The organism is Streptomyces sp. NPDC015242, assembly GCF_043079125.1.
Taxonomy (GTDB): domain Bacteria; phylum Actinomycetota; class Actinomycetes; order Streptomycetales; family Streptomycetaceae; genus Streptomyces.
On record NZ_JBIBUF010000009.1, the window covers coordinates 379,475 to 404,264 of the forward strand.

24 protein-coding genes are annotated in these 24,790 nt (G+C 72.4%); 13 read left to right on the plus strand and 11 right to left on the minus strand.

The features are described from left to right. Positions 1-38: 38 nt before the first annotated feature. Positions 39-980, plus strand: a complete 942-nt coding sequence (locus ACF07N_RS29790; protein ID WP_392118703.1) for a sterol desaturase family protein — start codon at positions 39-41, stop codon at positions 978-980. After that, a complete protein-coding gene (locus tag ACF07N_RS29795; protein WP_392118706.1) occupies positions 977-1,657 on the plus strand; it encodes a lysoplasmalogenase in 681 nt (226 codons plus the stop codon). The genes ACF07N_RS29790 and ACF07N_RS29795 overlap by 4 nt, the downstream gene beginning before the upstream one ends. A gap of 52 nt (positions 1,658-1,709) precedes the next feature. On the opposite strand, the gene ACF07N_RS29800 is transcribed toward ACF07N_RS29795, so the two are convergent. The 3 genes from ACF07N_RS29800 to ACF07N_RS29810 all read right to left on the minus strand — a co-directional run bounded on the left by ACF07N_RS29800 (position 1,710) and on the right by ACF07N_RS29810 (position 5,940). After that, positions 1,710-2,705, minus strand: a complete 996-nt coding sequence (locus ACF07N_RS29800; RefSeq protein WP_392118709.1) for a CopD family protein — start codon at positions 2,703-2,705, stop codon at positions 1,710-1,712. Positions 2,706-2,830: 125 nt separating this feature from the next. Continuing rightward, positions 2,831-4,351, minus strand: coding sequence for a S8 family serine peptidase (locus ACF07N_RS29805; protein WP_392118712.1), 1,521 nt, complete (start codon positions 4,349-4,351; stop codon positions 2,831-2,833). Positions 4,352-4,410: 59 nt separating this feature from the next. Next, positions 4,411-5,940 (minus strand): S8 family serine peptidase, encoded by a 1,530-nt coding sequence (locus ACF07N_RS29810; protein ID WP_383332083.1) that lies wholly within the window; start codon positions 5,938-5,940, stop codon positions 4,411-4,413. Between the two features lie 252 nt (positions 5,941-6,192). Here ACF07N_RS29810 and ACF07N_RS29815 point away from each other — a divergent pair, with 252 nt between their 5' ends. The 3 genes from ACF07N_RS29815 (at position 6,193) to moaA (ending at position 9,332) form a co-directional block, all read left to right on the plus strand. Beyond that, entirely contained in the window at positions 6,193-6,549 is a 357-nt protein-coding gene (locus ACF07N_RS29815; RefSeq protein WP_383332085.1) for a DUF485 domain-containing protein, read from the plus strand. Continuing rightward, positions 6,546-8,171, plus strand: a complete 1,626-nt coding sequence (locus tag ACF07N_RS29820; protein WP_383332087.1) for a cation acetate symporter — start codon at positions 6,546-6,548, stop codon at positions 8,169-8,171. Before ACF07N_RS29815 ends, ACF07N_RS29820 begins: the two co-directional genes overlap by 4 nt. 171 nt (positions 8,172-8,342) lie before the next feature. Continuing rightward, positions 8,343-9,332 carry a GTP 3',8-cyclase MoaA gene (moaA, locus tag ACF07N_RS29825; RefSeq protein ID WP_392118717.1) on the plus strand — a complete coding sequence of 330 codons (990 nt, stop codon included), beginning with the start codon at positions 8,343-8,345 and terminating at the stop codon, positions 9,330-9,332. Between the two features lie 4 nt (positions 9,333-9,336). Here moaA and ACF07N_RS29830 read toward each other — a convergent pair whose 3' ends face one another. Together ACF07N_RS29830 and ACF07N_RS29835 are read right to left on the minus strand one after the other, a co-directional pair. Then, entirely contained in the window at positions 9,337-9,549 is a 213-nt protein-coding gene (locus ACF07N_RS29830; RefSeq protein WP_383332091.1) for a hypothetical protein, read from the minus strand. A gap of 227 nt (positions 9,550-9,776) precedes the next feature. Next, entirely contained in the window at positions 9,777-10,172 is a 396-nt protein-coding gene (locus tag ACF07N_RS29835) for a DUF3099 domain-containing protein (protein ID WP_383332093.1), read from the minus strand. 244 nt (positions 10,173-10,416) lie between these two features. Between ACF07N_RS29835 and ACF07N_RS29840 the strand changes: the two genes are divergently transcribed. After that, entirely contained in the window at positions 10,417-10,692 is a 276-nt protein-coding gene (locus ACF07N_RS29840) for a GlsB/YeaQ/YmgE family stress response membrane protein (RefSeq protein ID WP_392118720.1), read from the plus strand. A gap of 59 nt (positions 10,693-10,751) precedes the next feature. Here ACF07N_RS29840 and tyrS read toward each other — a convergent pair whose 3' ends face one another. Genes tyrS through ACF07N_RS29855 form a run of 3 tightly spaced genes read right to left on the minus strand, consistent with a single transcriptional unit; the run spans position 10,752 to position 14,977 of the window. Further along, entirely contained in the window at positions 10,752-12,020 is a 1,269-nt protein-coding gene (gene tyrS, locus ACF07N_RS29845) for a tyrosine--tRNA ligase (protein ID WP_383346937.1), read from the minus strand. Between the two features lie 42 nt (positions 12,021-12,062). Next, entirely contained in the window at positions 12,063-13,457 is a 1,395-nt protein-coding gene (locus ACF07N_RS29850) for a metallopeptidase TldD-related protein (protein WP_392118724.1), read from the minus strand. Next, positions 13,454-14,977: a TldD/PmbA family protein gene (locus ACF07N_RS29855; protein ID WP_392118727.1), complete on the minus strand. Its 1,524-nt coding sequence runs from the start codon at positions 14,975-14,977 to the stop codon at positions 13,454-13,456. Before ACF07N_RS29855 ends, ACF07N_RS29850 begins: the two co-directional genes overlap by 4 nt. 279 nt (positions 14,978-15,256) lie before the next feature. Here ACF07N_RS29855 and fabG point away from each other — a divergent pair, with 279 nt between their 5' ends. From fabG to ACF07N_RS29870, 3 genes are all read left to right on the plus strand, one after another. After that, positions 15,257-15,976, plus strand: a complete 720-nt coding sequence (gene fabG / locus ACF07N_RS29860; protein WP_392118730.1) for a 3-oxoacyl-[acyl-carrier-protein] reductase — start codon at positions 15,257-15,259, stop codon at positions 15,974-15,976. 5 nt (positions 15,977-15,981) lie between these two features. Continuing rightward, entirely contained in the window at positions 15,982-16,749 is a 768-nt protein-coding gene (fabI, locus tag ACF07N_RS29865) for an enoyl-ACP reductase FabI (RefSeq protein ID WP_383332105.1), read from the plus strand. Between the two features lie 171 nt (positions 16,750-16,920). After that, entirely contained in the window at positions 16,921-17,271 is a 351-nt protein-coding gene (locus tag ACF07N_RS29870) for a hypothetical protein (RefSeq protein WP_383332107.1), read from the plus strand. Here the strand turns inward: ACF07N_RS29870 and ACF07N_RS29875 are convergent. Continuing rightward, on the minus strand, positions 17,249-17,941 hold the full coding sequence (locus ACF07N_RS29875) for a FadR/GntR family transcriptional regulator (RefSeq protein WP_392118734.1): 693 nt from the start codon (positions 17,939-17,941) through the stop codon (positions 17,249-17,251). The two genes, ACF07N_RS29870 and ACF07N_RS29875, sit on opposite strands and share 23 nt — an antisense overlap. Before the next feature lie 81 nt (positions 17,942-18,022). Here ACF07N_RS29875 and ACF07N_RS29880 point away from each other — a divergent pair, with 81 nt between their 5' ends. From ACF07N_RS29880 to ACF07N_RS29895, 4 genes are all read left to right on the plus strand, one after another. After that, entirely contained in the window at positions 18,023-19,528 is a 1,506-nt protein-coding gene (locus ACF07N_RS29880) for an MFS transporter (RefSeq protein WP_392118737.1), read from the plus strand. A 58-nt stretch (positions 19,529-19,586) separates the two neighbouring features. Beyond that, a complete protein-coding gene (locus ACF07N_RS29885) occupies positions 19,587-19,703 on the plus strand; it encodes an SGM_5486 family transporter-associated protein (protein ID WP_097215821.1) in 117 nt (38 codons plus the stop codon). 175 nt (positions 19,704-19,878) lie between these two features. Beyond that, positions 19,879-20,097, plus strand: coding sequence for a hypothetical protein (locus ACF07N_RS29890; protein ID WP_383346955.1), 219 nt, complete (start codon positions 19,879-19,881; stop codon positions 20,095-20,097). 65 nt (positions 20,098-20,162) lie between these two features. After that, entirely contained in the window at positions 20,163-20,681 is a 519-nt protein-coding gene (locus tag ACF07N_RS29895; RefSeq protein ID WP_392118741.1) for a SixA phosphatase family protein, read from the plus strand. A gap of 135 nt (positions 20,682-20,816) precedes the next feature. On the opposite strand, the gene serB is transcribed toward ACF07N_RS29895, so the two are convergent. Further along, a complete protein-coding gene (gene serB / locus ACF07N_RS29900) occupies positions 20,817-22,043 on the minus strand; it encodes a phosphoserine phosphatase SerB (RefSeq protein WP_383332117.1) in 1,227 nt (408 codons plus the stop codon). A 143-nt stretch (positions 22,044-22,186) separates the two neighbouring features. Further along, entirely contained in the window at positions 22,187-24,598 is a 2,412-nt protein-coding gene (locus tag ACF07N_RS29905) for a streptophobe family protein (RefSeq protein WP_392118745.1), read from the minus strand. Between the last annotated feature and the right edge of the window lie 192 nt (positions 24,599-24,790).

The following is a 24,790-nucleotide window of genomic DNA, read 5'->3' on the forward strand; positions in this document are numbered from 1 at the left end:
GTCTGGTGGGGCCGCGACGGCGGTCCTACGGTGCTTGCATGCCGAACCTGCCCGATGTCGTGCTGTGGTCGATCCCCGCCTTCGTGCTGCTCACCGTGGTCGAGATGGTGAGCTACCGCCTCCACCCCGACGAGGACGCCGCGGGGTACGAGGCGAAGGACGCCGCGACGAGCGTCGGGATGGGACTCGGCAGCCTCGCCTTCGACTTTCTGTGGAAGATACCGATTCTGGCGATCTACACGGCTCTGTACGAACTCACGCCCCTGCGCGTGCCCGTGCTGTGGTGGACGGTCCCGCTGATGCTGCTCGGGCAGGACTTCTTCTACTACTGGTCCCACCGCGGCCACCACGTCGTCCGCATCCTGTGGGCCTGCCACGTCGTCCACCACTCCAGCCGGAAGTTCAACCTCACCACCGCGCTGCGCCAGCCCTGGACGTCCCTGACCGTGTGGCCGTTCTACGTGCCGCTCGTCCTCCTCGGCGTGCACCCGGCCGCGCTCGCCTTCTGCTCCTCGGCGAACCTCGTCTACCAGTTCTGGATCCACACCGAGCGGATCGACAAGATGCCCCGCTGGTTCGAGTTCGTCTTCAACACGCCCTCGCACCACCGCGTCCACCACGCCTCCCAGGGCGGCTACCTGGACCGCAACTTCGGCGGCATCCTCATCGTCTGGGACCGGCTGTTCGGCTCGTTCGTCGCGGAGACCGAGCGGCCCCGGTACGGGCTGACCAAGAACATCGACACGTACAACCTGCTGAAGGTGGCGACCCACGAGTACGTGTCCATCGCCAGGGACCTGCGCGCCGCCCGCAGTTGGAGCGAGCGCGCGGGGCGGGTGTTCCGCGGCCCGGGATGGGGACCGGCACGGGCGGCGGCGCCGGCCGGCGCTTCCCCGGCGGCACCCGCCCCGTCCGGGACCCCGCGGGGGCAGCGGCCCGTCGCCGGGACCGCGCCCGCCGGGAAAACCCCGCCCGCGTGAACCACGCGCGCCTGGTCCTCGCCGCCTTCGCCCTCACCTCGGCCGTCGACCTCGCCTGCCTCGCGGCGGGGTTCGACGCCGGGCACACCGTCGCCAAGCCCCTGCTGATGCCGTTGCTGGCGCTGTGGGCCGCCCTGCGCCGGGCGCCGCGGCCGCTCCTGGCCGCCCTGCTGTTCGGCTGGGGCGGGGACGTGCTGCTGCTGTCCGGCGCCGAGCCGGCCTTCCTGGCCGGCATGGCCTCCTTCGCCGTGGGACACGTCTGCTGGCTCCTGCTCTTCCGCGCGCACGGCAGCCGGTACGCCGTCCCCCGCGCGCGTGCGGCTCTGCTGGCCCTCGCCTACGCCGGCGCCCTCGTCACGACCGTCGCGCTGCTGTGGCCGGACCTGCCGGCGGACCTGCGCGTGCCCGTCGCCGGGTACAGCCTCCTGCTCACGGCCATGGCGTACCGGGCCGGTACCCGGCTCGGCCTCTACACCGGCCTCGGCGGGGCGCTCTTCCTGCTCTCCGACACGCTCATCGCGACCGGCGTCGCCGGCTGGCCGCAGCCGCCCCGCCCCGACTTCTGGATCATGCTCACCTACATCGCCGCGCAGGCCCTGCTGACCGGCGGCGCGCTCGGGGCGCTCAACGCCCGCCGCGCACCGGCCGCGACGTACGGCGAGATGCGGGTGGCCTGAGACCGGCCGGGCGGCGGGCGGGGGAGAGAGCCGTGCGGGGGAGAGGGCCGGTCTACCAGCGGATGGGTACCGGCAGGGCCGTCATCAGCCCGGACACCGCGACCACCAGACCCAGCGCGGCGACCTCCGCCCGGGCCGGGGCGCATGCGGTCAGCGGATCCGCCGCCCGGCGCAGCCGTCGCCGGGCCCACAGGGCCAGCACGGCGACGGCGGCCACGAGCAGCACCTTGGCCAGCAGGGCACGGCCGTACGCCGTCGCCGTCAGCTGCTCCAGGATCGTCTCCGGCGGCATCCGCCGCAGCGAACTGCACACGCCCGTCGCGGTGATGGCGGCGAGCAGCACGGCCGCCACGCGCGCGTAGAGGCCCAGCAGAGCCGCGCCCGCCGGGGCGCGCCACAACCGCAGCACACGCAGGGCGTGGAGCAGGCCGCCCGCCCACAGGGCGGCACAGGTCAGGTGCACGAGCGTCAGGGCGGAGCCGGTCAGCGGGGTGTGCTCGGTCGCGGGGTGGGCGCGCAGCGCCTCGGCGACGATCACGGCGGCCAGCGGCAGCACCTGGGTGGCCGGGCGCCGGGAGACGGCGCACAGCCCCGCCACGAGGAACGCGTTGACCTCCAGCAGGGCGAGCTTGCCGTCCCGCGAGGCGTACAGGCCGCCGGCGTCGATGTCCGAGAGGCCGCCCGGCACCAGATTGCCCGTGGCGACGACCGAGGCGAGCCCCAGGGCGGCCAGGAAGCCGGCGGCGGCCGCCCAGGGCGACCAGCTGGGCGGCGGACCCGGCAGAGCCCCCGGCACCGACCGTGCCAGCCGGTTCACGAACACCTCGCCGACCGGTATGCACAGCGCCGCGAACAGCACCGTGCGCAGCAGGGCTATGCCCCCGGCGCCGGGCGCCTCGGCCTCCCCGGTGCCGTGCAGCGCGGCCGACGGGCCGAGCAGCGGGATCAGCGCGGCAAGCGCCACGAGCGCCAGCAGGGCGACGGCCCGCCCGGCACCGCCCCGTTCGCGCGTCCCGGCCGCCCCGGGAGCAGATCTTGTCGAGGTCACCCCGGGATCTTCACCAACCTCCACAGGGCCGGGCAAGTCGGAAGCGGGGTCCGTCCGCCGACCCGCCGGAACGGGACGGGCCGGGCGGATGACCCCGCCCGGCCCGTCTCGTCGTCACACGGACGCTACTTGGTCACCGCGTCCAGCGCGTCGGCGATGCCCCAGCCGTAGAAGCCGTTGCGGTTCTTCGAGCCCTCGCACACCGCGTCGACCTTGCCGTCGGCGTCGATGTCGTACGGGTCCGTGCACGCCTTGGCGTCGGCCTGCGCGTACAGCAGGGCCTTCACCAGGGCCGGGGAGGCGTACGGGTGCGTCGACTTGATGAGCGCGGCGACGCCCGCGACGTGCGGGGACGCCATCGACGTACCGGCCATGTAGCCCCACTTGCCGCCCGGCAGCGTGCCCAGGATGAGCCCGCTCGTGGCCGGCGGCTCCGGCTTCTGGTAGGCCGTGGAGTCGCCGCCCGGCGCGGCGATGTCGGCCACGCCCAGGCCGTAGTTGGAGAAGGACGACTTGATGCCCTTCGCACCCGTCGCCGCGACCGTGACGACACCCGGCAGCTGGGTCGGTATGTCGAGGCACTCCGAGGGGTCGACGACCCGCTCGCCCGGCGTGGTGTCGTTCGGGGAGGAGGGGTCGGTGATCGAGTCGGAGGCGAGGTCGTAGTTCTCGTTGCCCGCCGCCGCGACGTTGACCGCGCCCTTCTTCTCCGCGTACCGCGAGGCGCGCGTGACGGCCTCCACGAGCGCCTTCTGGTCCGGGTCGTTCTTGCAGTTGAAGTACCAGGGGTCGGTGTAATAGCTGTTGTTCGTCACGTCGACCCCGTGCTCGGCCGCCCACACGAAGCCGCACACCACGGCCTCCGTGTAGAAGAAGCCGGCCGTGGTGGACACCTTGATGCCCGAGACCTTCACGCCGGGCGCGACGCCCGTCATGCCGACGCCGTTCTTGGCGGCGGCGATCTCACCGGCCACGTGCGTGCCGTGCGGGCTCTCCGCGGCGCTCGGCCGCCACGCCCCGTCGGAGGTGTCCGGCTTGCCCGTGACGCAGTTGACCGACGCCTCGCGGTCGAAGTTGGGCGCGATGTCCGGGTGGGTGTCGTCCACGCCGGTGTCGATCACGGCGACCGTGACCTTGTCGCTGCCCAGCGACTTCTCGTGCGCCTTGTCCGCCTTGATGGCGGGCAGGTCCCACTGCAGGGACTCCAGCGGGTCCTGCCCGGCCGCCGCCTCCGCCCGCGCGACCTCGGCCGCGCTCAGCACCTTCGGCGCGCCCAGGTCGCCCGTCGACGCCGCGGGCAGCGGGGCGGTGCGGGTGGCACCGGCCGACTGGACTCCGCGCACCGTGCGGATGGTCTTGGCGAAGTCGGGATTCGAGGAGTGGACGACGATGACGCCGATCTGGTCGTACGACGTCACGATCGTCCCGCCGGCCTTGCCGACGGCCTTCTTCACGTACGCCGAAGTGCCGTGACCGGGCTTGACGTTGACGACGTAGCTGAGCGGGGTCGCGTCGGCCGAGACCGTCGCGGGGGCGTCCTCGGCGGCCGTGGCCGCGGTGTTCGGCAGGAACGCGAGGGCCGTGGCCACGGCCATCCCGGCCGGGATCGCGACGGCGCGGCGGTAGCGCGCGTGCGGCGCAGTCATGGTGTCTCCAGTTCGTTCGCGGTACGAGGAGGCTGTGCGGAGGGTCAGGGACGCGCGGGTCACTTGACCGCGCGCAGCGCGTTGACGATGCCGTGGCCGTAGAAGCCGTTGACGCGCTCGCCGCCCTCGCACACCGCGTCCTGCGTGCCGTCGCCGTCCTGGTCGTAGGACGCGGGGCAGGCCGTCTCGTCGGCCTGCGCCTTCAGCAGCGCCTGGAGCTGGGCCGGCGAGGCCCAGGGGTACTTGGACTTCAGCAGCGCGGCGACGCCGGAGGCGTGCGGCGAGGCCATCGAGGTGCCCTGCAGGAAGGCCCACGCGCCGTTCGGCATGGTGGACAGGATGCGGCCGTCCTTGGAGGGCGTGTCCGGGATCTGGTAGCGGCGGTCACCGCCCGGCGCGGCGACGTCGACGACGCCCTTGCCGTAGGTCGAGTAGTACGACTTGACGTTCTGCACGCCGGTCGCGCTGACCGTGACGACACCCGGCAGCTGGGTGGGTATGTCGAAGCACTCGTGCGGGTCGATGGTGCGCTCGACGGGCGTGGTGTCGTTCGGGCTGGAGTCGTCGACGATCGCGTCCGCGTCCAGGTCGTGGTTGGAGTTGCCCGCGGCGGCGACGTGCAGCGTGCCCTTCTTCTGGGCGTACAGCTGCGCCCGGTTGACGGCGTCCACGATCGCGCGCTGGTCCGGGTCGTCCATGCAGTTGTACAGCCACGGGTCGACGTAGTAGCTGTTGTTCGTGATCTCGACGCCGTGGTCGGCGGCGAACACGAACGCGCAGACGACGCTCTCCGGGTAGAAGAGGCCGCTCGCCCGGTCGGTCACGTTGATGCTGGACACCTTCACACCGGGAGCGACGCCCGCGACGCCCACGCCGTTGCGGGCGGCGGCGATCGAACCGGCCACGTGCGTGCCGTGGTAGTCCTCGGGGGTGTACGGCCGCCAGGCGCCCTCGCTGGTGTCGGCCTTGCCGCCGGCGCAGTTGGCGGACTGGGAGGCGGAGAAGTTCGGGGCGATGTCGGGGTGGGTGTCGTCCACGCCGGTGTCGATGACGGCGACCGTCACCTTGCGGCTGCCCGGGTTGATCGCGGCCGCCTTGTCGGCGCCGATCGCGCGCAGGTCCCACTGGTCGGCCTCGAGGGGCTCGCTCTCGGGCGTCCTGGCGGAGGCGGCCTCGACCCGCTCGGCCTGGGCGGCCGTCAGGTACCGGGCCTCGCCCTCCTCCTTCGTGCCCGCGGCGGCCAGCGGCGCCGTGCGCGTCGCGCCGGCCGACTGCACTCCGCGGGCCGTGCGGACGGTCTTGGCGAAGTCGGGGTTCGAGGAGTGGACGACGATGACGCCGATCCGCTCGTACGTCGCCACGACGGAGCCGCCGGCCTTGCCGATCGCCTTCTTCACCGACGCGATCGTGTGGCGGTCCACCTTGGTGTTGACGACGTACGCCAGCTGGGGCGCGTCCGCCGTCCGGGTGGCCTGCTCCGCCTGCGGGGCCGCCGAGGCGGCGGCGGGCAGGAAACCGAGCGAAGCCGTCAGCGACAGCACGACGGGCACGGCGAGAGCGAGCCGGCGTCTGGAACGCAAGTGAGACATGGGGTCTCCACATCCTCCGGAAACGAAACCGGCCCGAGGCACAGGTGGTGCTCGGGCAGGTACATGACGAGGTGGTGCAGGGTGAAGCTATCCCGGCCTCTCGCTGGCCAGCAACGTTTTCCCGGAACGACTTCGGAAAGAAACCGACCCGGTTGAACCGCTCCTCGCGTGCCGCCGTGACGTTGGACAAGGAGCGCGAGGACACTCGCCTCCGCCCCGTACCTACCGCTTCCGTCCCTACGAGGAGACTCCGTGGCCACCGACGCACCGCCCCCCTCGAAAGAGCAACACAAACTCCCCTCACCGGAGGAGTTCACCGAGGTGCAGCAGAGCGCGGAGTTCGGTGAACTGCGCCGCTCCTACCGCTCCTTCGCCTTTCCGCTGACCGTCGCCTTCATCGCCTGGTACCTGCTGTACGTGCTGCTGTCGAACTACGCGGGCGGCTTCATGGGCACCAAGCTGTTCGGCAACATCAACGTCGCCTTCGTCTTCGGCGTCGCCCAGTTCGTCACCACGTTCCTCATCGCCTGGTGGTACTCGAAGCACGCCGCCGCGAAGCTCGACCCCAAGGCCGAGGCCATCAAGTCCCGGATGGAGGGCGGCGCATGAGCACCGCACAGCAGACCCTGCTCGCCGCGAACGAGGCCAGCGAGCACCGCCCGCTGATCATCACCCTGTTCGCGCTGTTCGTCCTCGCCACCCTCGGCATCACCGTCTGGGCCGGCCGGCAGACCAAGGACGCCGCCGACTTCTACGCCGGCGGCCGCCAGTTCAGCGCCTTCCAGAACGGCCTCGCCGTCTCCGGCGACTACATGTCCGCCGCGTCCTTCCTCGGCATCGCCGGCGCCATCGCCATCTTCGGCTACGACGGCTTCCTGTACTCCATCGGCTTCCTGGTCGCCTGGCTGGTCGCCCTGCTCCTGGTGGCCGAGCCGCTGCGCAACTCCGGCCGCTACACCATGGGCGACGTCCTCGCCTACCGCATGCGCCAGCGCCCGGTCCGCACCGCCGCCGGCACCTCCACGATCGTCGTGTCGATCTTCTACCTGCTGGCCCAGATGGCCGGCGCGGGCGTCCTCGTCTCGCTGCTGCTCGGGATCACCTCCGACGCGGGCAAGATCCTCATCGTCGCCCTGGTCGGCCTCCTGATGATCGTCTACGTCTCCATCGGCGGCATGAAGGGCACCACCTGGGTGCAGATGGTCAAGGCCGTGCTGCTCATCGGCGGCACCCTCCTGATCACCTTCCTGGTGCTGCTGAAGTTCGACTTCAACATCTCCGACCTGCTCGGCACCGCCGCCGAGAACAGCGGCAAGGGCGCCGCCTTCCTGGAGCCCGGCCTCCAGTACGGCGCCACCGGCACCTCCAAGCTGGACTTCATCTCCCTGGGCATCGCCCTCGTGCTCGGCACCGCCGGCCTGCCGCACATCCTGATCCGCTTCTACACCGTGCCCAACGCCAAGGCCGCCCGGAAGTCCGTGAACTGGGCCATCGGCATCATCGGCGCCTTCTACCTGATGACCATCGCCCTCGGCTTCGGCGCCGCCGCGCTGATCTCCCAGGACGAGATCATCGCCTCCAACCCGTCCGGCAACACCGCCGCGCCACTGCTCGCCCTGCACCTGGGCGGCGTCGACTCGGCCTGGGGCGCGATCCTGCTCGCCACGATCTCGGCGGTCGCCTTCGCGACGATCCTCGCCGTGGTCGCCGGCCTCACCCTCGCCTCGTCGTCGTCCTTCGCGCACGACATCTACGCCAACGTCATCCGCAAGGGGCAGGCCTCCGGCGCCGAGGAGGTCCGCGCGGCCCGCTGGGCGACCGTCGCCATCGGCATCGTCTCCATCGGCCTGGGCGCCCTGGCCCGCGACCTGAACGTGGCGGGCCTGGTCGCCCTCGCCTTCGCCGTCGCGGCCTCCGCCAACCTGCCGACGATCCTCTACAGCCTGTTCTGGAAGCGGTTCACCACCCAGGGCGCCCTGTGGTCGATCTACGGCGGCCTGATCGTCGCCGTCGGCCTGGTGCTGTTCTCGCCCGTGGTCTCCGGCGACCCCAAGGCGATGTTCCCCGAGGTCGACTTCGCCTGGTTCCCGCTGAAGAACCCGGGCATCATCTCCATCCCGTTCGGCTTCCTCATGGGCTGGCTCGGCACGGTCCTGTCCAAGGAGGAGCCCGACGCCAAGAAGTACGCCGAGCTGGAGGTCAGGTCCCTGACCGGCACCGGCGCCCACTGAGCACGACCCTCCACCCGCGGCCGCGTCGTAGGAACCTCCAGGTCCCTGCGGCGCGGTCGCGTCCCACGTCGTGGGATCGGGTCTGTGGCGTTGTCAGCGGTGTCACGTAGGCTCACAGGAGTCGGAGAACCAGTGCTCCGGGCACGATCCGCGTCGAGGGAGGGGGCCCACGTGCTCATCGACACCTACGGCCGAGTGGCCACCGACCTGAGGGTCTCGCTGACCGACCGCTGCAACCTGCGGTGCACGTACTGCATGCCCGAGGAAGGCCTGCAGTGGCTGGCCAAGCCGGATCTGCTCACCGACGACGAGATCGTCCGCCTGATCGGCATCGCGGTCACGTCCCTCGGGATCGAGGAGGTCCGCTTCACCGGCGGCGAGCCCCTGCTGCGCCCCGGCCTGGTCGGCATCGTCGAGCGCGTGGCCGCCCTGGAACCCCGCCCCCAGATGTCGCTGACCACCAACGGCATCGGCCTCAAGCGCACGGCGGCGGCCCTGAAGGCGGCGGGCCTGGACCGCGTCAACGTCTCCCTGGACACGCTCCGTCCCGACGTCTTCAAGACCCTCACCCGCCGTGACCGCCACAAGGACGTCATCGAGGGCCTGCACGCCGCCCGTGACGCCGGTCTGACCCCGGTCAAGGTCAACTCGGTCCTCATGCCGGGGCTCAACGACGACGAGGCCCCCGACCTCCTCGCCTGGGCCGTGGAGCACGAGTACGAGCTGCGGTTCATCGAGCAGATGCCCCTGGACGCCCAGCACGGCTGGAAGCGCGACGGCATGATCACGGCAGGCGACATCCTGGCCTCCCTGCGCACCCGCTTCGAGCTGACGCCCGAGGGCGAGGAGAAGCGCGGCTCGGCCCCGGCGGAGCGCTGGCTCGTCGACGGCGGCCCGCACGTGGTCGGTGTGATCGCCTCGGTCACCCGCCCGTTCTGCGCGGCCTGCGACCGCACCCGCCTCACCGCCGACGGTCAGGTACGCACCTGCCTGTTCGCACGGGAGGAGACGGACCTGCGCGCCGCGCTGCGCTCGGGCGCCCCGGACGAGGAGATCGCCCGCGTCTGGCGCCTGGCGATGTGGGGCAAGAAGGCGGGCGCGGGCCTGGACGACCCGGCGTTCGTGCAGCCGGACCGCCCCATGTCGGCGATCGGCGGCTGACGGGCTAGGCGGTCTCTTCCCACTCCCGGAGGAGGACCACGTCCTTCAGGAATCCCCGCACCCCGAGGAACTGCGACAGGTGCTCGCGGTGCTCCTCACAGGCCAGCCACGTCTTGCGCCGCTCCGGCGTATGGATCTTCGGGTTGTTCCAGGCGAGGACCCACACCGCGTCGACACGGCAGCCCTTCGCGGAACAGATGGGCGTCTCGTCACTCACAGGTTCATCTCACCACTGCACACAGAAAAGGCGACGCCGAGCAGCCACGGGGGGAGCTGCCCGGCGTCGGTCCGTCGCTCCGACGGGGGATGCGGAGCGCGTACGAAGTATGTCACGGGTAACCCCGGGCCCGGCACTGGAACAACATGATTGATCTGAGCTTTTCCTGAGCTTGGCGGGAAGGCGACTTCCGTTTGCGAGCGCGACCAGCCCGCCCCGCGGCGCCCCTACCGCTCGGGAGATTCGCCGCGCGCCCCCGGCGCCGTCCCCGAAACGGCGTCTTCCGCCGCGGATTCCGCCCGGCCGTCCTCGGGCCCGGCCGGCGCGATCATCGGCCGCACCGGCGGTGCCACGAACGTCGACGGCAGGGACGGCGCGTTCTCGCGCCCGGCGTTCGCGATCACCACCGCGATGTACGGCAGCACCAGTCCGAGCACCAACGCCACGACGGCCACGTGCCGTTCGACGTTCCACAGGACCGCCGCCAGGATGACCGAGATCGTGCGGACCGTCATCGAGATCACGTACCTGCGCTGCCGCCCGCGCACGTCCTCCTGCAGCCCCGCCCGGGCGCCGGTGATCCGGAAAACCTGGACGTTGCCGCCGCCATGCTGCTTCCGCATCGCATTCCACCATCCGCCCGTATCGGACCGTCCCCGCCCCGTAGCCGCCCCGGGCCGGTGGGGGGTGACCGACCAGGACACATCCCACGTTACGCCGCGGCTGCGTCCGCTACGAGACCGGGGCCGGTCCGGCCGATGCGCACGGCCTGCGCCGTACCGCGTACGGAGTCGTCGGCATGCGGCGTAGGGCGGCTGGGCCGACACTGGCCGTAGTGCTCAGGTCGAGCCGGACGAGGAGGCACCGATGGGCTGGTTGTGGGCGATCATCGTGGGACTGGTGCTCGGTCTGATCGCCAAGGCGATCATTCCGGGCAAACAGCACGTACCGCTGTGGCTGACGGTCATCCTGGGCATGATCGGCGGTATCGCCGGCAACGCCATCGCCCGGGCGGCAGGCGTCGACGCCACAGCCGGCATCGACTGGTGGCGGCACGTCTTCCAGCTGGTCATGGCGGTCATCCTCGTCGGTCTCGGCGACCGGGCCTGGACGGCGGTCAGGGGGAGCAGACGCAGGGCATGACGGGCGCACGGCGAAGGGGCGGCCTCCGGCACCGGAGGCCGCCCCTTCGCCGTGCGTGCTCAGCCGCCCGTGACCTCGACCGCGGCCAGGTTCTTCTTGCCCCGGCGCAGCACCAGCCAGCGGCCGTGCAGCAGGTCCTCCCGGGCCGGGACGGCGTCCTCGGCGGCGACCTTGACGTTGTTCACGTACGCGCCGCCCTCCTTGACCGTGCGGCGCGCGGCCGACTTGCTGGCGACCAGGCCGACCTCGGCGAACAGGTCGACGGCCGGGGCCAGCTCGGCCACCTGGATGTGCGGCACCTCGGACAGGGCCGCGGCCAGCGTCCGCTCGTCCAGCTCCGCCAGCTCGCCCTGCCCAAAGAGGGCCTTCGACGCGGCGATCACGGCGGCCGTCTGGTCGGCGCCGTGCACCAGCGTCGTCAGCTCCTCGGCCAGCGCCCGCTGCGCGGCCCGTGCCTGCGGACGCTCCTCCGTCTGCCTCTCCAGCTCCTCCAGCTCCGCGCGGGAGCGGAAGGACAGGATGCGCATGTACCGCGAGATGTCCCGGTCGTCCACGTTCAGCCAGAACTGGTAGAACGCGTACGGCGTCGTCATCTCCGGGTCGAGCCAGACGGCACCGCCCTCGGTCTTGCCGAACTTGGTGCCGTCCGCCTTCGTCATCAGCGGCGTCGCCAGCGCGTGCACGGTCGCGTCCGGCTCCAGACGGTGGATCAGGTCCAGGCCCGCCGTGAGGTTGCCCCACTGGTCGCTGCCGCCCTGCTGGAGCGTGCAGCCGTAGCGCCGGTAGAGCTGGAGGAAGTCCATGCCCTGCAGGAGCTGGTAGCTGAACTCCGTGTAGCTGATGCCCTCGGAGGACTCCAGGCGGCGGGCCACGGAGTCCTTCGTCAGCATCTTGTTGACGCGGAAGTGCTTGCCGATGTCCCTCAGGAACTCGATCGCGGAGAGGTCCCGCGTCCAGTCGAGGTTGTTGACCATGACGGCCGCGTTCTGACCCTCGAAGTCGAGGAACGGCTCGATCTGGGCGCGCAGCCTGTCGACCCAGCCGCCGACCGTCTCCGGGTCGTTCAGCGTGCGCTCCGCCGTCGGGCGGGGGTCGCCGATCAGGCCCGTGGCTCCGCCGACCAGCGCCAGCGGCCGGTGACCGGCCTGCTGGAGCCGGCGCACGGTGAGCACCTGCACCAGGTGCCCCACGTGCAGCGACGGCGCGGTCGGGTCGAAACCGCAATAGAACGTGACGGGACCGTCCGCGAGCGCCTTGCGCAAAGCGTCCTCGTCAGTGGACAGGGCGAACAGCCCGCGCCACTTCAGCTCGTCGACGATGTCCGTCACGGTTCTCGTATCTCCTTGATTGGCCTCGTGGTGGGTACGAGGTTATACGCCCTGGCTGACAGAGCTCATATTGAAGTCGGGCACCCGCAGGGCCGGCATCGCGGCCCTGGTGAACCAGTCGCTCCACTCCCTCGGCAGCGTCCTCTCCGTCCGCCCCGCCTCGGTCGCCCGCCCCAGCAGGCCCACCGGGGACTCGTTGAACCTGAAGTTGTTCACCTCGCCCGTCACCTCGCCGTTCTCGACCAGGTAGACGCCGTCCCGGGTCAGGCCGGTCAGCAGCAGGGTCGCCGGGTCGACCTCGCGGATGTACCACAGGCAGGTCAGCAGCAGCCCGCGCTCGGTGTTCGCCACCATCTCGTCCAGGGAGCGGTCCTCGCCCCCGTCCAGGATCAGGTTCTCGATGCCCGGCGCCACGGGCAGCCCGGTCAGGCCCGCGCTGTGGCGGCTGGTCGTCAGGTGCCGCAGCTCGCCCTCGCGCATCCACTCGGTGGCCGTCAGCGGCAGCCCGTTGTCGAACACCGACTGGTCGCCGCCCGAGGAGTGCGCGATCACGAAGGGCGCCGTCTCCAGGCCGGGCTCGTACGGGTCGCTGCGCAGGGTCAGCGGCAGGTCGGTCAGCTTCTCGCCGACCCGCGTGCCACCGCCCGGCTTGGAGAACACCGTGCGTCCCTCGACCGCGTCCCGGCCCGACGCCGACCACAGCTGGTAGATCAGCAGGTCCGCCACCGCCGTCGGCGGCAGCAGCGTCTCGTACCGTCCCGCGGGCAGCTCCACGCGCCGCTCGGCCCAGCCGAGCCGCACGGCCAGCTCGGCGTCCATGGCGGCCGGGTCGACGTCCTTGAAGTCCCGCGTGGAACGCCCGGCCCACGCCGACCGGGTCCGGTCGGGCGACTTGGCGTTCAGCTCCAGCGTGCCCTTCGGCTGGTCGTGCCGCAGCCGCAGCCCCGTGGAGGTGCCCACGTAGGACGACACCAGTTCGTGGTGGGCGAAGCCGTACAGCTCGCGGCCGCCCGCACGCGCGCGTGCGAAGGCCTCGCCGAGCGCCGGAGCGAAGTCGGCGAACACGGCCGAGGACGTCTCGGCGGGCGCCTCCGTGAAGTCCGGCGACCGGTCCACGCCCGTGACCAGCGGCTGCGCGTCCTCCGCGGGCCCCGCGCCCCGCGCGGCGGCCTCCGCCGCCCGCACCAGGGGCTCCAGCTCGTCGGCGGTGACGGCGGACCGGGACACCACCCCCGAGGCGGTGCCCTCCGTGCCGTCCACCGTGGCGATCACCGTGAGGGTGCGCCCACGGGTGACGCCGTTCGTCGTCAGGGCGTTGCCCGCCCAGCGCAGATTGGCGGAGGAGTGCTCGTCGGCGATGACGACACAGCCGTCCGCCCGGGACAGTTCGAGGGCGCGCTCGACGACCTCGTGGGGCTTGCTGGTGCGCGCGCTCATCGACCGGCCTCCTGGGTCGTGTTGAGGATGTTGACGCCCTTGAACAGCGCCGAGGGACAGCCGTGCGACACGGCGGCGACCTGGCCCGGCTGGGCCTTGCCGCAGTTGAAGGCGCCGCCCAGGACATAGGTCTGCGGCCCGCCGACGGCGGACATCGAGCCCCAGAAGTCCGTGGTGGTCGCCTGGTAGGCCACGTCGCGCAGCTGCCCGGCGAGCCGGCCGTTCTCGATGCGGTAGAAGCGCTGCCCGGTGAACTGGAAGTTGTAGCGCTGCATGTCGATCGACCAGGACCGGTCCCCGACGACGTAGATGCCGCGCTCCACGCCCCCGATCAGGTCCTCGGTCGACATCCCCGCCGGGTCCGGCTGCAGCGACACGTTGGCCATGCGCTGGACCGGCACATGGCCGGGGGAGTCGGCGAAGGCGCAGCCGTTGGACCGCTCGAAGCCCGTCAGCCTCGCGATCCGCCGGTCGAGCTGGTAGCCGACGAGCGTGCCGTTCCTGACCAGGTCCCAGGACTGGCCCTCGACGCCCTCGTCGTCGTAGCCGATGGTGGCCAGGCCGTGCTCGGCGGTGCGGTCGCCGGTGACGTTCATCAGCTCCGAGCCGTAGCGCAGCTTGCCCAGCTGGTCGAAGGTGGCGAAGGAGGTGCCGGCGTAGGCGGCCTCGTAGCCGAGCGCCCGGTCGAGTTCGGTGGCGTGGCCGATGGACTCGTGGATGGTCAGCCACAGGTTGGACGGGTCGACCACCAGGTCGTACAGGCCCGGTTCGACGCTCGGCGCGCGCATCTTCTCGGCGAGCAGCTCCGGGATCCGCTCCAGCTCGCCCTCCCAGTCCCAGCCGGTGCCGCGCAGGTACTCCCAGCCCCGCCCGACGGGCGGCGCGAGCGTGCGCATCGAGTCGAACTCGCCGCTGGACTCGTCCACCGCGACGGCGTTGAACACCGGGTGCAGCCGCACCCGCTGCTGCGTGGTGACGGTCCCGGCCGTGTCGGCGTAGAACTTGTTCTCGTGGACGGTGAGCAGCGAGGCGTCGACGTGGTCGACCCCGCGCGCCGCGAGCAGCCGCGCGCTCCATTCGGCGATCAGCCCGGCCTTCTCCTCGTCCGGCACGGTGAACGGGTCGATCTCGTACGAGGAGATCCACGTCCTGTCGGCGTGCACCGGCTCGTCGGCGAGTTCCACGCGCTCCTGCGAGCCGGCCGCCTTGATCACCTGGGCGGACAGCTTCGCCATGGCCACCGCCTGCCCGGCGACCCTGGCGGCGGCGTCCATGGTCAGGTCGACACCGGACGCGAAGCCCCAGGTGCCGCCGTGCACCACCCGCACCGCGTACCCCAGGTCGGTGGTGTCCGACGACCCGGCGGGCTTGGCGTCCCGGAACCGCCAGGAGGCGCTGCGCACCCGTTCGAACCGGAAGTCCGCGTGCTCGGCGCCCAGCGCACGCGCGCGTGCCAGGGCCGCGTCGGCGAGGGCGCGTAGGGGGAGGGCCGTGAAGGCCTCGTCGATGGTATGAGGCACCGCCGTCTCTTTCTGTCGAGGTGACCGTGGTTGCCGTTCTCGGTGTCTTGCTGACTGCTCCGATCATGTCGCCCATCCCGCGCGCGGGCCACGACTTTCCGCACCGATGACCACGGTCTTCTGTAGGGACCCGACAGTGAGGTCCCTGCGCCACTGTCGGTGCCCGATTGTCCGAGGGTGTGCCGGGACCGATAGGTTTTCGGGGAAGCCGCCTGTCATCGCCGCCTGTCGTCCAGGCGCCCGGGCGGGGTACCAGACCGCTACCGAAAGGGTGATCCGTTGAGCCGCTCGGTTCTCGTCACCGGAGGCAACCGGGGCATCGGCCTCGCCATCGCCCGCGTTTTCGCCGATGCCGGCGACAAGGTCGCCATCACGTACCGCTCGGGCGAGCCGCCGGCCGCCCTGACGGAGCTGGGCTGCCTGGCCGTCAAGTGCGACATCACCGACGCCGAGCAGGTGGAGCAGGCCTACAAGGAGATCGAGGAGGCCCACGGCCCCGTCGAGGTCCTGGTCGCCAACGCCGGCATCACCAAGGACCAGCTCCTGATGCGGATGTCCGAGGAGGACTTCACCTCGGTCGTCGACACGAACCTCACCGGCACCTTCCGTGTCGTCAAGCGGGCCAACCGCGGCATGCTGCGCGCCAAGAAGGGCCGCGTCGTGCTGATCTCGTCGGTCGTCGGGCTGCTCGGCTCCGCGGGGCAGTCCAACTACGCCGCCTCCAAGGCCGCCCTGGTCGGCTTCGCGCGGTCCCTCGCCCGGGAGCTGGGCTCGCGCAACATCACCTTCAACGTCGTCGCACCCGGCTTCGTCGACACCGACATGACCAAGGTGCTCACCGACGAGCAGCGCTCCGGCATCGTGGCGCAGGTGCCGCTCGGGCGGTACGCCCAGCCGGAGGAGATCGCCGCGGCCGTGCGGTTCCTCGCCTCGGACGACGCCTCGTACATCACTGGAGCCGTCATCCCGGTTGACGGCGGACTGGGAATGGGTCACTGATCACCATGAGCGGAATTCTCGAGGGCAAGCGCGTCCTGATCACCGGTGTGCTGACGGAGGCCTCCATCGCCTTCCACACCGCCAAGCTGGCCCAGGAGCAGGGCGCCGAGGTCATCCTCACGGCGTTCCCGCGGCCCACGCTCACCGAGCGCATCGCCAGGAAGCTCCCCAAGCCCGTCAAGGTCATCGAGCTGGACGTGACCAACGACGAGCACCTCGCGCGCCTGGCCGACGTCGTCGGCGAGGAGCTCGGCGGCCTCGACGGCGTCGTGCACTCCATCGGCTTCGCCCCCCAGGACGCCCTCGGCGGCAACTTCCTGAACACCCCGTTCGAGTCGGTCGCCACCGCCATGCACGTCTCGGCGTACTCCCTGAAGTCGCTGACCATGGCCTGCCTGCCGCTGATGCAGAACGGCGGCTCGGTCGTCGGCCTGACCTTCGACGCGCAGTTCGCCTGGCCGCAGTACGACTGGATGGGCCCGGCCAAGGCCGCCCTGGAGGCCACCAGCCGCTACATGGCCCGCGACCTGGGCAAGCAGAACATCCGCTGCAACCTGGTCTCGGCGGGCCCGCTCGGCTCGATGGCCGCCAAGTCCATCCCGGGCTTCAGCGAGCTGGCGTCCGTGTGGGACTCGCGCTCCCCGCTGGAGTGGGACCTGAAGGACCCGGAGCCGGCCGGCCGCGGCGTCGTCGCGCTGCTGAGCGACTGGTTCCCGAAGACCACCGGCGAGATCATCCACGTGGACGGCGGTCTGCACGCCATCGGCGCCTGACCCTCCCCGTACGCCTCTCGTAGGCCCGGACGCCCCGTTCCCCGCACGCGCGGGGAGCGGGGCGTCACCCGTTCGGCGCAGCAGTCCGGGCGGTACGGGCCGCACCTGGGCAGTCTGGGAGACGCGTTCACCACGCGAGCCCCTCCCCAGCACGGCCGAGGAGGTCCCCTTGTGCGCTTGTCCCGCCGAACGGCCTCACTGTCCCTCGCCGTCGCTCTCGTGATGACCCTGGCGTACGAGGCGGTGCCCCACACGCGCGTGCCCGCCGCCGAGCGGGAGCGGACGGACCCGTTCGGGGCCGCCTGCCGCATCCGGGTCACCGGCTCCACGGTGACCGCGTACTGCCACAACCCCTATCCGGAGACCGACCGGGTGAGCCTGCACGTCGAGTGCGCCCGCTGGTGGGACCTCGACACCGACAGCGCGCCGGTGGCGGCCGCGCCCGCCCAGACCGTGCGGCTGGCCGGGCGCTGCTGGAAGGAGGTCGACGAGGTGTGGGTCAGCCACCGGAAGGGGAGCTGATCCCGCCCAGGCGGCACAGGAACGGATAGCGGGCGGCCTCCGTCGCCGCCTGCTCCGCGTCGCCCGCGCGGATCGCGTCGAGCAGCCGGCCGTGGTCCATGTGCGTCTCCGGGGTCAGCTCCTCGCCGACGTCCTCGCGCAGCCAGTCCCGCAGCACCTCGCCGAGGTCCGCGTACATGGCCGTCATCACGTCGTTGTGCGAGGCGGACACCACGGCCAGGTGGAAGGTCGCGTCCGCGGTCACGAACGCCTCCTTGTCACCCGACTCCCAGGCCTCCTCACGCCGCAGCAGCAGCGCGTCGAGCTGCTTGAGGTCCTTCTCCGTACGCCGCTCGGCGGCCAGCCGGGCGGCCGCCGACTCCAGCGTGGAGCGCAGCTCGGCGATGTGCCGGGGGTCGGCGTCGGCGAACCGCCGCTGCATCACCCCCGCCAGCTCGCTCGTCGCCACGACGTACGTGCCCGAGCCCTGGCGGATGTCCAGCAGGCCGTTGTGCGACAGCGCCCGGACGGCCTCACGGACGGTGTTGCGGGCGACGCCGAGCTGCTCGACCAGCTCGGGCTCCGTCGGGATGCGGGAGCCGACGGGCCACTCGCCCGAGGTGATCTGGGCCCGCAGCGCGGCGATGACCTGCTCGGACAGGGCCGAACGTCGGGGATGGCTCAGGGGCATGGGCTCACCTTCGCACGAACGGCGGCCCGGAGGGTGTCCGGGGGCCGGACCGGAGTGGACAGTCAATCATCCCATGATTCTATGATGGGCCTCATGGCTCCTGAGGACACCCGGACGACGACGCGGACGACATCCCGGGCGGCGGCACCCCCGGCCGTGCGCGGTTCCGCCGCGCACGGCACCGGGGAACCGGCCGGCGCGTCCCCGCGCGCGTGGACGGTGCGGCTGCTCGTCGTGGGCATCGTGCTGTCCGCGCTGAACCTGCGCCCGGCCATCACCAGCCTCGGCGCCCTCCTGGAGGAGGTGCGCGACGGGCTCGGCATGAGCGGCAGCGTGGCCGGGCTGCTCACCTCCGTGCCACCGCTGTGCTTCGCCGTCTTCGGTGTCATGGCCCCGCGACTGGCCCGCCGCTTCGGCGCGGGGGCGGTGGTGTGCGCCGGCATGGCCGCCATCGCCACCGGCCTGCTGGTGCGGCCGTACACCGGCAGCACGGCCGGCTTCCTGGCCGCCAGCGCCCTCGCGCTCATGGGCATCGCGGTCAGCAATGTGCTGATGCCGGTCATCGTCAAGCACTGGTTCCCCGACCGGGTCGGCTCCATGACCGGCCTGTACTCCATGGCCCTCGCGCTCGGCACGGCCCTCGCGGCCGCCGTGACGGTGCCCCTGACCGACGCGCTCGGCGGGAACTGGCAGTCGGGCCTGTCCCTGTGGGCGGCACTGGCCGTGGCGGCGGTCCTGCCGTGGCTCCCGTTCGTCCGTGGCCGCGCAACGGGGCCCGGCGCGGGGGACGGGGCCGGGGAGCGGGGGGCGGGCGACGGCGCTGCCGTACCGGGCGACGGCGCTGCCCTGCCGGGGGATGCCAGGGGCGTGGCGGACGGTGCCGGGGGCGAGGCGGACGGTGCCGACTCCGTCCTCAGCGGTGCCGGGTCCGAGCGGGACGGTGCGTCCGGCGGCACGCGTGCCGGGGCCGCACCGGGCCCCGCGCGCGGGGCGGTCCCGCCGTTGCGGATCACGCGCAGCCGCACCGCCTGGGCCCTGGCCGTCTTCTTCGGGCTCCAGGCCACCGCCGCCTACATCACCATGGGCTGGATGGCGCAGATCTTCCGGGACGCCGGTGTCCCCGCCGGTACCGCGGGTCTGCTGCTGGCGGTCACCATGGTCATGGGCGTGCCCCTGGCCTTCGTGATACCCCGTCTGGCCACGCGGCTGCCCCACCAGGGCCCCATCGTGCTCGTCCTGGGCGTCTGCGGCCTCGCCGGCTATGCCGGGCTGTACCTCGCACCCGCCGCCGGAGCCTGGGCCTGGGCCGTGCTGCTCGGCATGGCGAACTGCGCCTTCCCGCTCGCCCTGACCATGGTCGGCATGCGGGCGAGGACGGGACCGGGCGTGGCCCAGCTCTCCGCCTTCGCCCAGAGCACCGGCTACCTGATCTCCATCCCGGGGCCGCTCCTGATCGGCGTCCTCTACCAGCACAGCGGCGGCTGGGGCCTGCCGATCGCGCTGATGAGCGCCCTGATGATCCCGCAGATGGTGGTCGGCTTCCTGGCCGGCCGGAACCGCACCGTGGAGGACGAGGCGGGCCGCTGAGCCGCCGGGGCCCGACCCCCGGACGCGCGGCGCGCCGGGCGGGTGCGAGACTTGGCCCATGCCAGTGCTCGACCCGAATCCCCAGCACGGTCAGAAGAAGATGCTGCTCGTCTTCGGCGCCTTCTTCGCGATCTTCATCGTCATCGCCGTCATCGCGACCATCGCCTCACCGTGAACCGGCCCGCCGGCGCCCCCCCGCGCACGGTGGGGCTAGCCCCCCTGTCCCCTAGGGGGTGAGGGTCAGGGTCAAGTGGGTGGATCACCGGATGGGTTGGCGCCCGCGCCTTCCGTAGCTTCGAGGTGTGACCACGCCAGACGGGTCACCGGCCGTACGAAGAGCGGAGGCAGACATGTCGGCTCCTGTGCACACCCCGCCCCACCCGGCGACCCGGGCCGGTGCCGACAGCCGCCTGCCCTGGTGGGCCCTCGCCCTCCCGGCGCTCGCCTTCACCACCCTGCTCCTGCTGATGCTGCACCCGTCCGAGGCCCACGCGGCCACCGGGGATCCCGCCATCACCCAGCTCCTCGATCAGCTCATCGAGCGGATACGGCAGCTCACAGCCCGCTGAGCACGGCCGGAGCCGGCGGTCAACTCCCTGCGCCCTGTGGCGTGTTTCATGCGAAGCTGGATCTCATGAGCGTCGCAGAACCCCGCAGGATTGTCCTCTTCCGCCATGCGAAAGCCGACTGGCCGCAGGTGACCGATCACGAGCGTCCGCTCGCCGACCGGGGCCGTATGGACGCGGCGGAGGCCGGGCGCCGGCTCGCCGACACCGGCGTCCCCTTCGATCTGGCCCTGTGCTCCACCGCCGTCCGCACCCGGGAGACCTGGAAGCTGGCCGTCCAGGAGTTCCCGCAGCGGCCGAAAACCGTCTACGAGGAGCGGATCTACGAGGCTTCGCCGGGTGAGCTGATCGCCGTGCTCAACGAGACCCCCGACGACGTGCGGAACCTCCTCATGATCGGCCACAATCCCGGCATCCAGGGCCTCGCCGAGGTGCTGGCGGGCTCGGCCGAGGACGACGCCCGTGAGCGGATGGCCCGTCGCGGGTTCCCGGCCGCCGCCTTCGCCGTGCTGTCGTTCACGGGGGCGTGGAAGAGCCTCGAGCCGGGCGTGGCCACACTGCGGGACTACTGGGCGCCGGCCGAGTGACCCGCTCCGCGTGAGCCGGCCGGCCCGGCCGGCCCGTCCGGCGTGACGTCCACATGTGTGCGGGGCCCGGCGCCGACCCGGCGCCGGGCTCTCCTGAGCGGTTCAGGGATGCAGGGGACTCAGGGGTCCAGGGGTTCAGACCGTCTCGACGGTGTCCGCCGCCTCGACCTCTTCGCGCGTGATGCCGAGCAGATACAGCACCGTGTCCAGGAAGGGGAAGTTCACCGCGGCGTGCGCGGCCTCACGGACCACCGGCTTGGCGTTGAAGGCCACGCCCAGACCGGCCGCGTTCAGCATGTCCAGGTCGTTCGCCCCGTCACCGATCGCCACCGTCTGCGACAGCGGCACGCCCGCCTCCGCCGCGAACCGGCGCAGCAGCCGCGCCTTGCCCGCGCGGTCGACGATCTCGCCGGTGACCCTGCCCGTCAGCCTGCCGTCGACGATCTCCAGCGTGTTGGCCTGGGCGAAGTCCAGCCCGAGCCGCTCCTTCAGGTCGTCCGTGACCTGGGTGAAGCCGCCCGACACGACACCCACCTGGTAGCCCAGCCGCTTCAGCGTGCGGATCAGGGTGCGCGCGCCGGGCGTCAGCCGCACCTCGCTGCGCACCTTGTCCACGACGGAGGCGTCCAGCCCTTCCAGCAGCGCCACGCGCGCGTGCAGTGACTGCTCGAAGTCCAGCTCCCCGCGCATCGCGGCCGCCGTCACCTCGGCGACCTTGTCCTCACAGCCGGCGTGCGCGGCGAACAGCTCGATGACCTCGTCCTGGATGAGCGTCGAGTCGACGTCCATGACGACCAGGCGCTGCGCGCGCCGGTAGAGGCCGGCGGCGACCACCGCCACGTCGACGCCGAGCTTCGCCGCGTCGGTGACCAGCGCGGTCCGCAGCGGCTCGGTCTCCACACCGGAGACGGCGAACTCGACGGCGGTGACCGGGTACTTGGCGAGCCGGAAGATACGGTCGATGTTGCCGCCGGTCCTGGTGATCCGGGCGGCGATCGCCGCGGTGGCCTCCGCGGTGAGCGGGTGCCCGAGCACCGTGACCAGGGAGCGGCCCAGGCCGCGCGGCCGGTTGTCACCGAGGCCGGAGATGATCTCGGCCTGCATCTTCATCGACTCGGCCCAGCTGTGGACCGTCGCCCGCAGTCCGCCCTCCAGGCCGGGGGGCGGCTCGGTCACGAGCGCGCACAGCACCATTCGGCCACGGGTGACCACCTGCTCGATGTCGACGACGTCGACGGAGTAGGCGGCGAGGGTGTCGAAGAGGCCGGCCGTGATGCCGGGCCTGTCCTTGCCGAAGATCTTGACCAGCAGGGTGGGGACGTCGGCAGGGACATCGGAAGGCGAGGTCTGCGAAGCGCTCATGGTGCTTCCACCGTATCCGGCGGGCACACCGCACCGCCCCCGAGGTCCGCCTGGCGGACACGGAACAGTGGGTGTCGGGAGGGTGGCGTGAACCTTGCGCGCGAGGGCCGGGGGCCCGGGGAGCGGCCGGCGACCGGAGGGCTTCACCGGCCGCCGCGCGGTGTCCGCGGCGGTGGGGGAGGGGGCGGCGGGGGCGGAGGCCACTCGTCCGGCCGGGCGGGCGGGCCGTTCCCTTTCCTCGGCCCGGGGGACTTCCGGGGCCCGCGCGGGGGAGGCCCGACGGGCCGTACGACCGTGGGGGCGCCGTAGATGCCGTCGTCCTCGGGCGCGGCCGAGTCGTCCTCCGGGCCGGCGGGGTCGTTCCGGCGGCCGGCGGGGTCCTCCCGCGGCGGCGAGTCCTGCGGCCGGGCGTCCTCCGGCTCCCGCAGTCCGTCGGGGACGCGCAGATAGGGATTGGTGGCCGGGTTCGGCGGACGGTACGGCGTCCCCGGCGCGTAGGGTCCCGCCTCCCCGCCGTGGGCCCCCGGCCCAAGCCCTCCGAGACGCCCGGCGTCGTGCCCGTGGGGAGCGGTGCGTCCCTCTGGCCCCACCCCCCCTGCTCCCGCCTCACCGGTCTCTGACCCGTGGTCCTGGGCGCTTTCGCGGTGCCCCGGCGGGGGGCTGTGTTCCCCGGGCCCCACCCATCCTGCTCCCGCCTCCCCGGTCCCTGCCCCGAAGTTCGGGGCGCTTTCCCGGTGCTCCTGAGGCGTGGCGCCGGCCCTCGGCCCCACCCACCCTGCTCCCGGCTGAGCGGCCTCCGGCCCGAGGCCCCCGGCGCCTTCGCGGTGCCCTCGGGGCGTGGCGCCGGCGCTCGGTCCCGCCCACCCCGCGCGCCTCTCACCGGCCCCGGCCCCGCCCCCGTCGCCGTAACCTGCGGGCCCGGGGCCGGCCGGTGACGTGGCAGTCGCCCCCGGCTCCGCGGCAGGACCAGCCCCCGGCCATGCCGCCAACCGTGCCCCCGACCCCGACCAGACCCCCAACCCCGATTCCGCCCTCGACCTCGACCCCTTACCCTCCCCGCGCGCCCCGCCCTGCACGCCCCGTGCCAGTGCGGTGGCCGACCGCCCCGCCACCCCGAACCCCCACGCCAGCAGCGCTCCCGCACCCCCGGCCCCCGTGCCCCACACCGCGCCGAGCAGCAGGGCCGTGCCGACGTGGCCGTGCAGGTCGATGCCCGCGCCGAACGCGTCGATGCCGAGGACGGACAGGGACGCGCTGACGGACACGTCGGTCAGCCAGGCGAGCAACGGCAGCCCGAGCGCGGTCACCGCCCCCAGCCGCAGCGCGCACCGGCCCACGAAAGCGCGAGCATCGGAACCGGGCGAGGCGGCACCAGAAGTCGCCGAGGCCGCACCGGAGTTCGGCGAGGTGGGACCAGAACCCGGCGGGGGAGCACCCGGGCTCCCCGAACCCGCACCTCCCACTACCGGCGTCCGTACCGCCGTCAGCACCCCGGCCAGCAGCATCATCAGCGCCGCCGCCACGCCCAGCAGCCACACCCGGCCGTCCAGCTCGGCCAGCCGCCCCAGCGTCACCGGCCGGTCCGTGCCCGAGCCGAGCAGGTCGTCCAGGGGGTCCGGCAGGAAGCGGGTCAGCTCGCCCGTGGCCCGGCCGTCCCACGGCACGAACAGGCCCAGCGGGACGCCGAGCCACACCCCGTTCGGCGCCCCGAGCAGCGCCGCCCCGGCGACGCGGCGCGGATGGTCGTCGCCGATCGCCGCGTACGCCGCCGCCGCGAGCCCCGCCGCCACGGCCATCACCAGCACGGTCACCAGTGCCGACACCGCCGGCCGCACGACCCGGTGCACGGCCTCCCAGCCCGGCGGCAGCGGCGTGCGGCGGGAGGCCAGCAGGGCGATGACGAGAACCCCGGCGGTCCATCCCAGCCCGCCGAGCAGCGTCGGCGCCGTGTCGACCGTGAAACCCACCGCCGCCCGCGCGTCGACCAGCTCTCCGAGCCGGTCCGGCAGCAGCCCGCCGATGTCCCCCAGCCCCGGCACCTCCACGCTCCCGCTGCCGCCGGGCACGTCGTCCAGCCCGAGCGACCCCCCGTCGATCGTGATCACATCGTGTCCCGCCCACACCAGCCCGCCCAGCATCGCCACGGACAGCGCGACCACCGCCCCGGCGCGGGCCAGGAGTTCGGCCGGTGCGATCACAACTCCCGCCGCACGCAAGGACCGCAGGAAGAACCACGACAGCAGCAGCGCCCCGACCAGGCTCACCCCCAGTGGCGTGATCTCGATGGCCGTGTCCGCCTCCGCGCCCGTCAGGCCGAACGCCGACACGTCACCGCTCGGCGTGACCGAGCCGCCCGCCGCGAGCGCCACCACCGCCGCGGTCATCGGCCCCAGCGAACCCGCCGCGTCCGCCTCCAGCAGCCGCAGGCCCAGCGCCGCCGTCCCCGCCATCCCGATCAACGCCCAGCTCACCGCGGCGACGGCGGACATCAGCACGTCCCCCCACGGCACGCGCGCACCGTCCCTCGCCGGCTCCACACCCGTCGCAGCACCCATGGCAGACCCCCCGATCCGCTCCGCGGCGGGAACACCGGGCAGGTCCCCCTCGCGTCGAAATACCACTCTCCGGCCCGTTTTCAACCCCGTCAACGGAATCCGCAGACGCGTGTGCGCGCGCTCTTCACAAGGCCCGACTTTCGGTCAGGGGGCCGCTCCTGAAATAGTTCCCCCCGATGTTCGACATCCCTA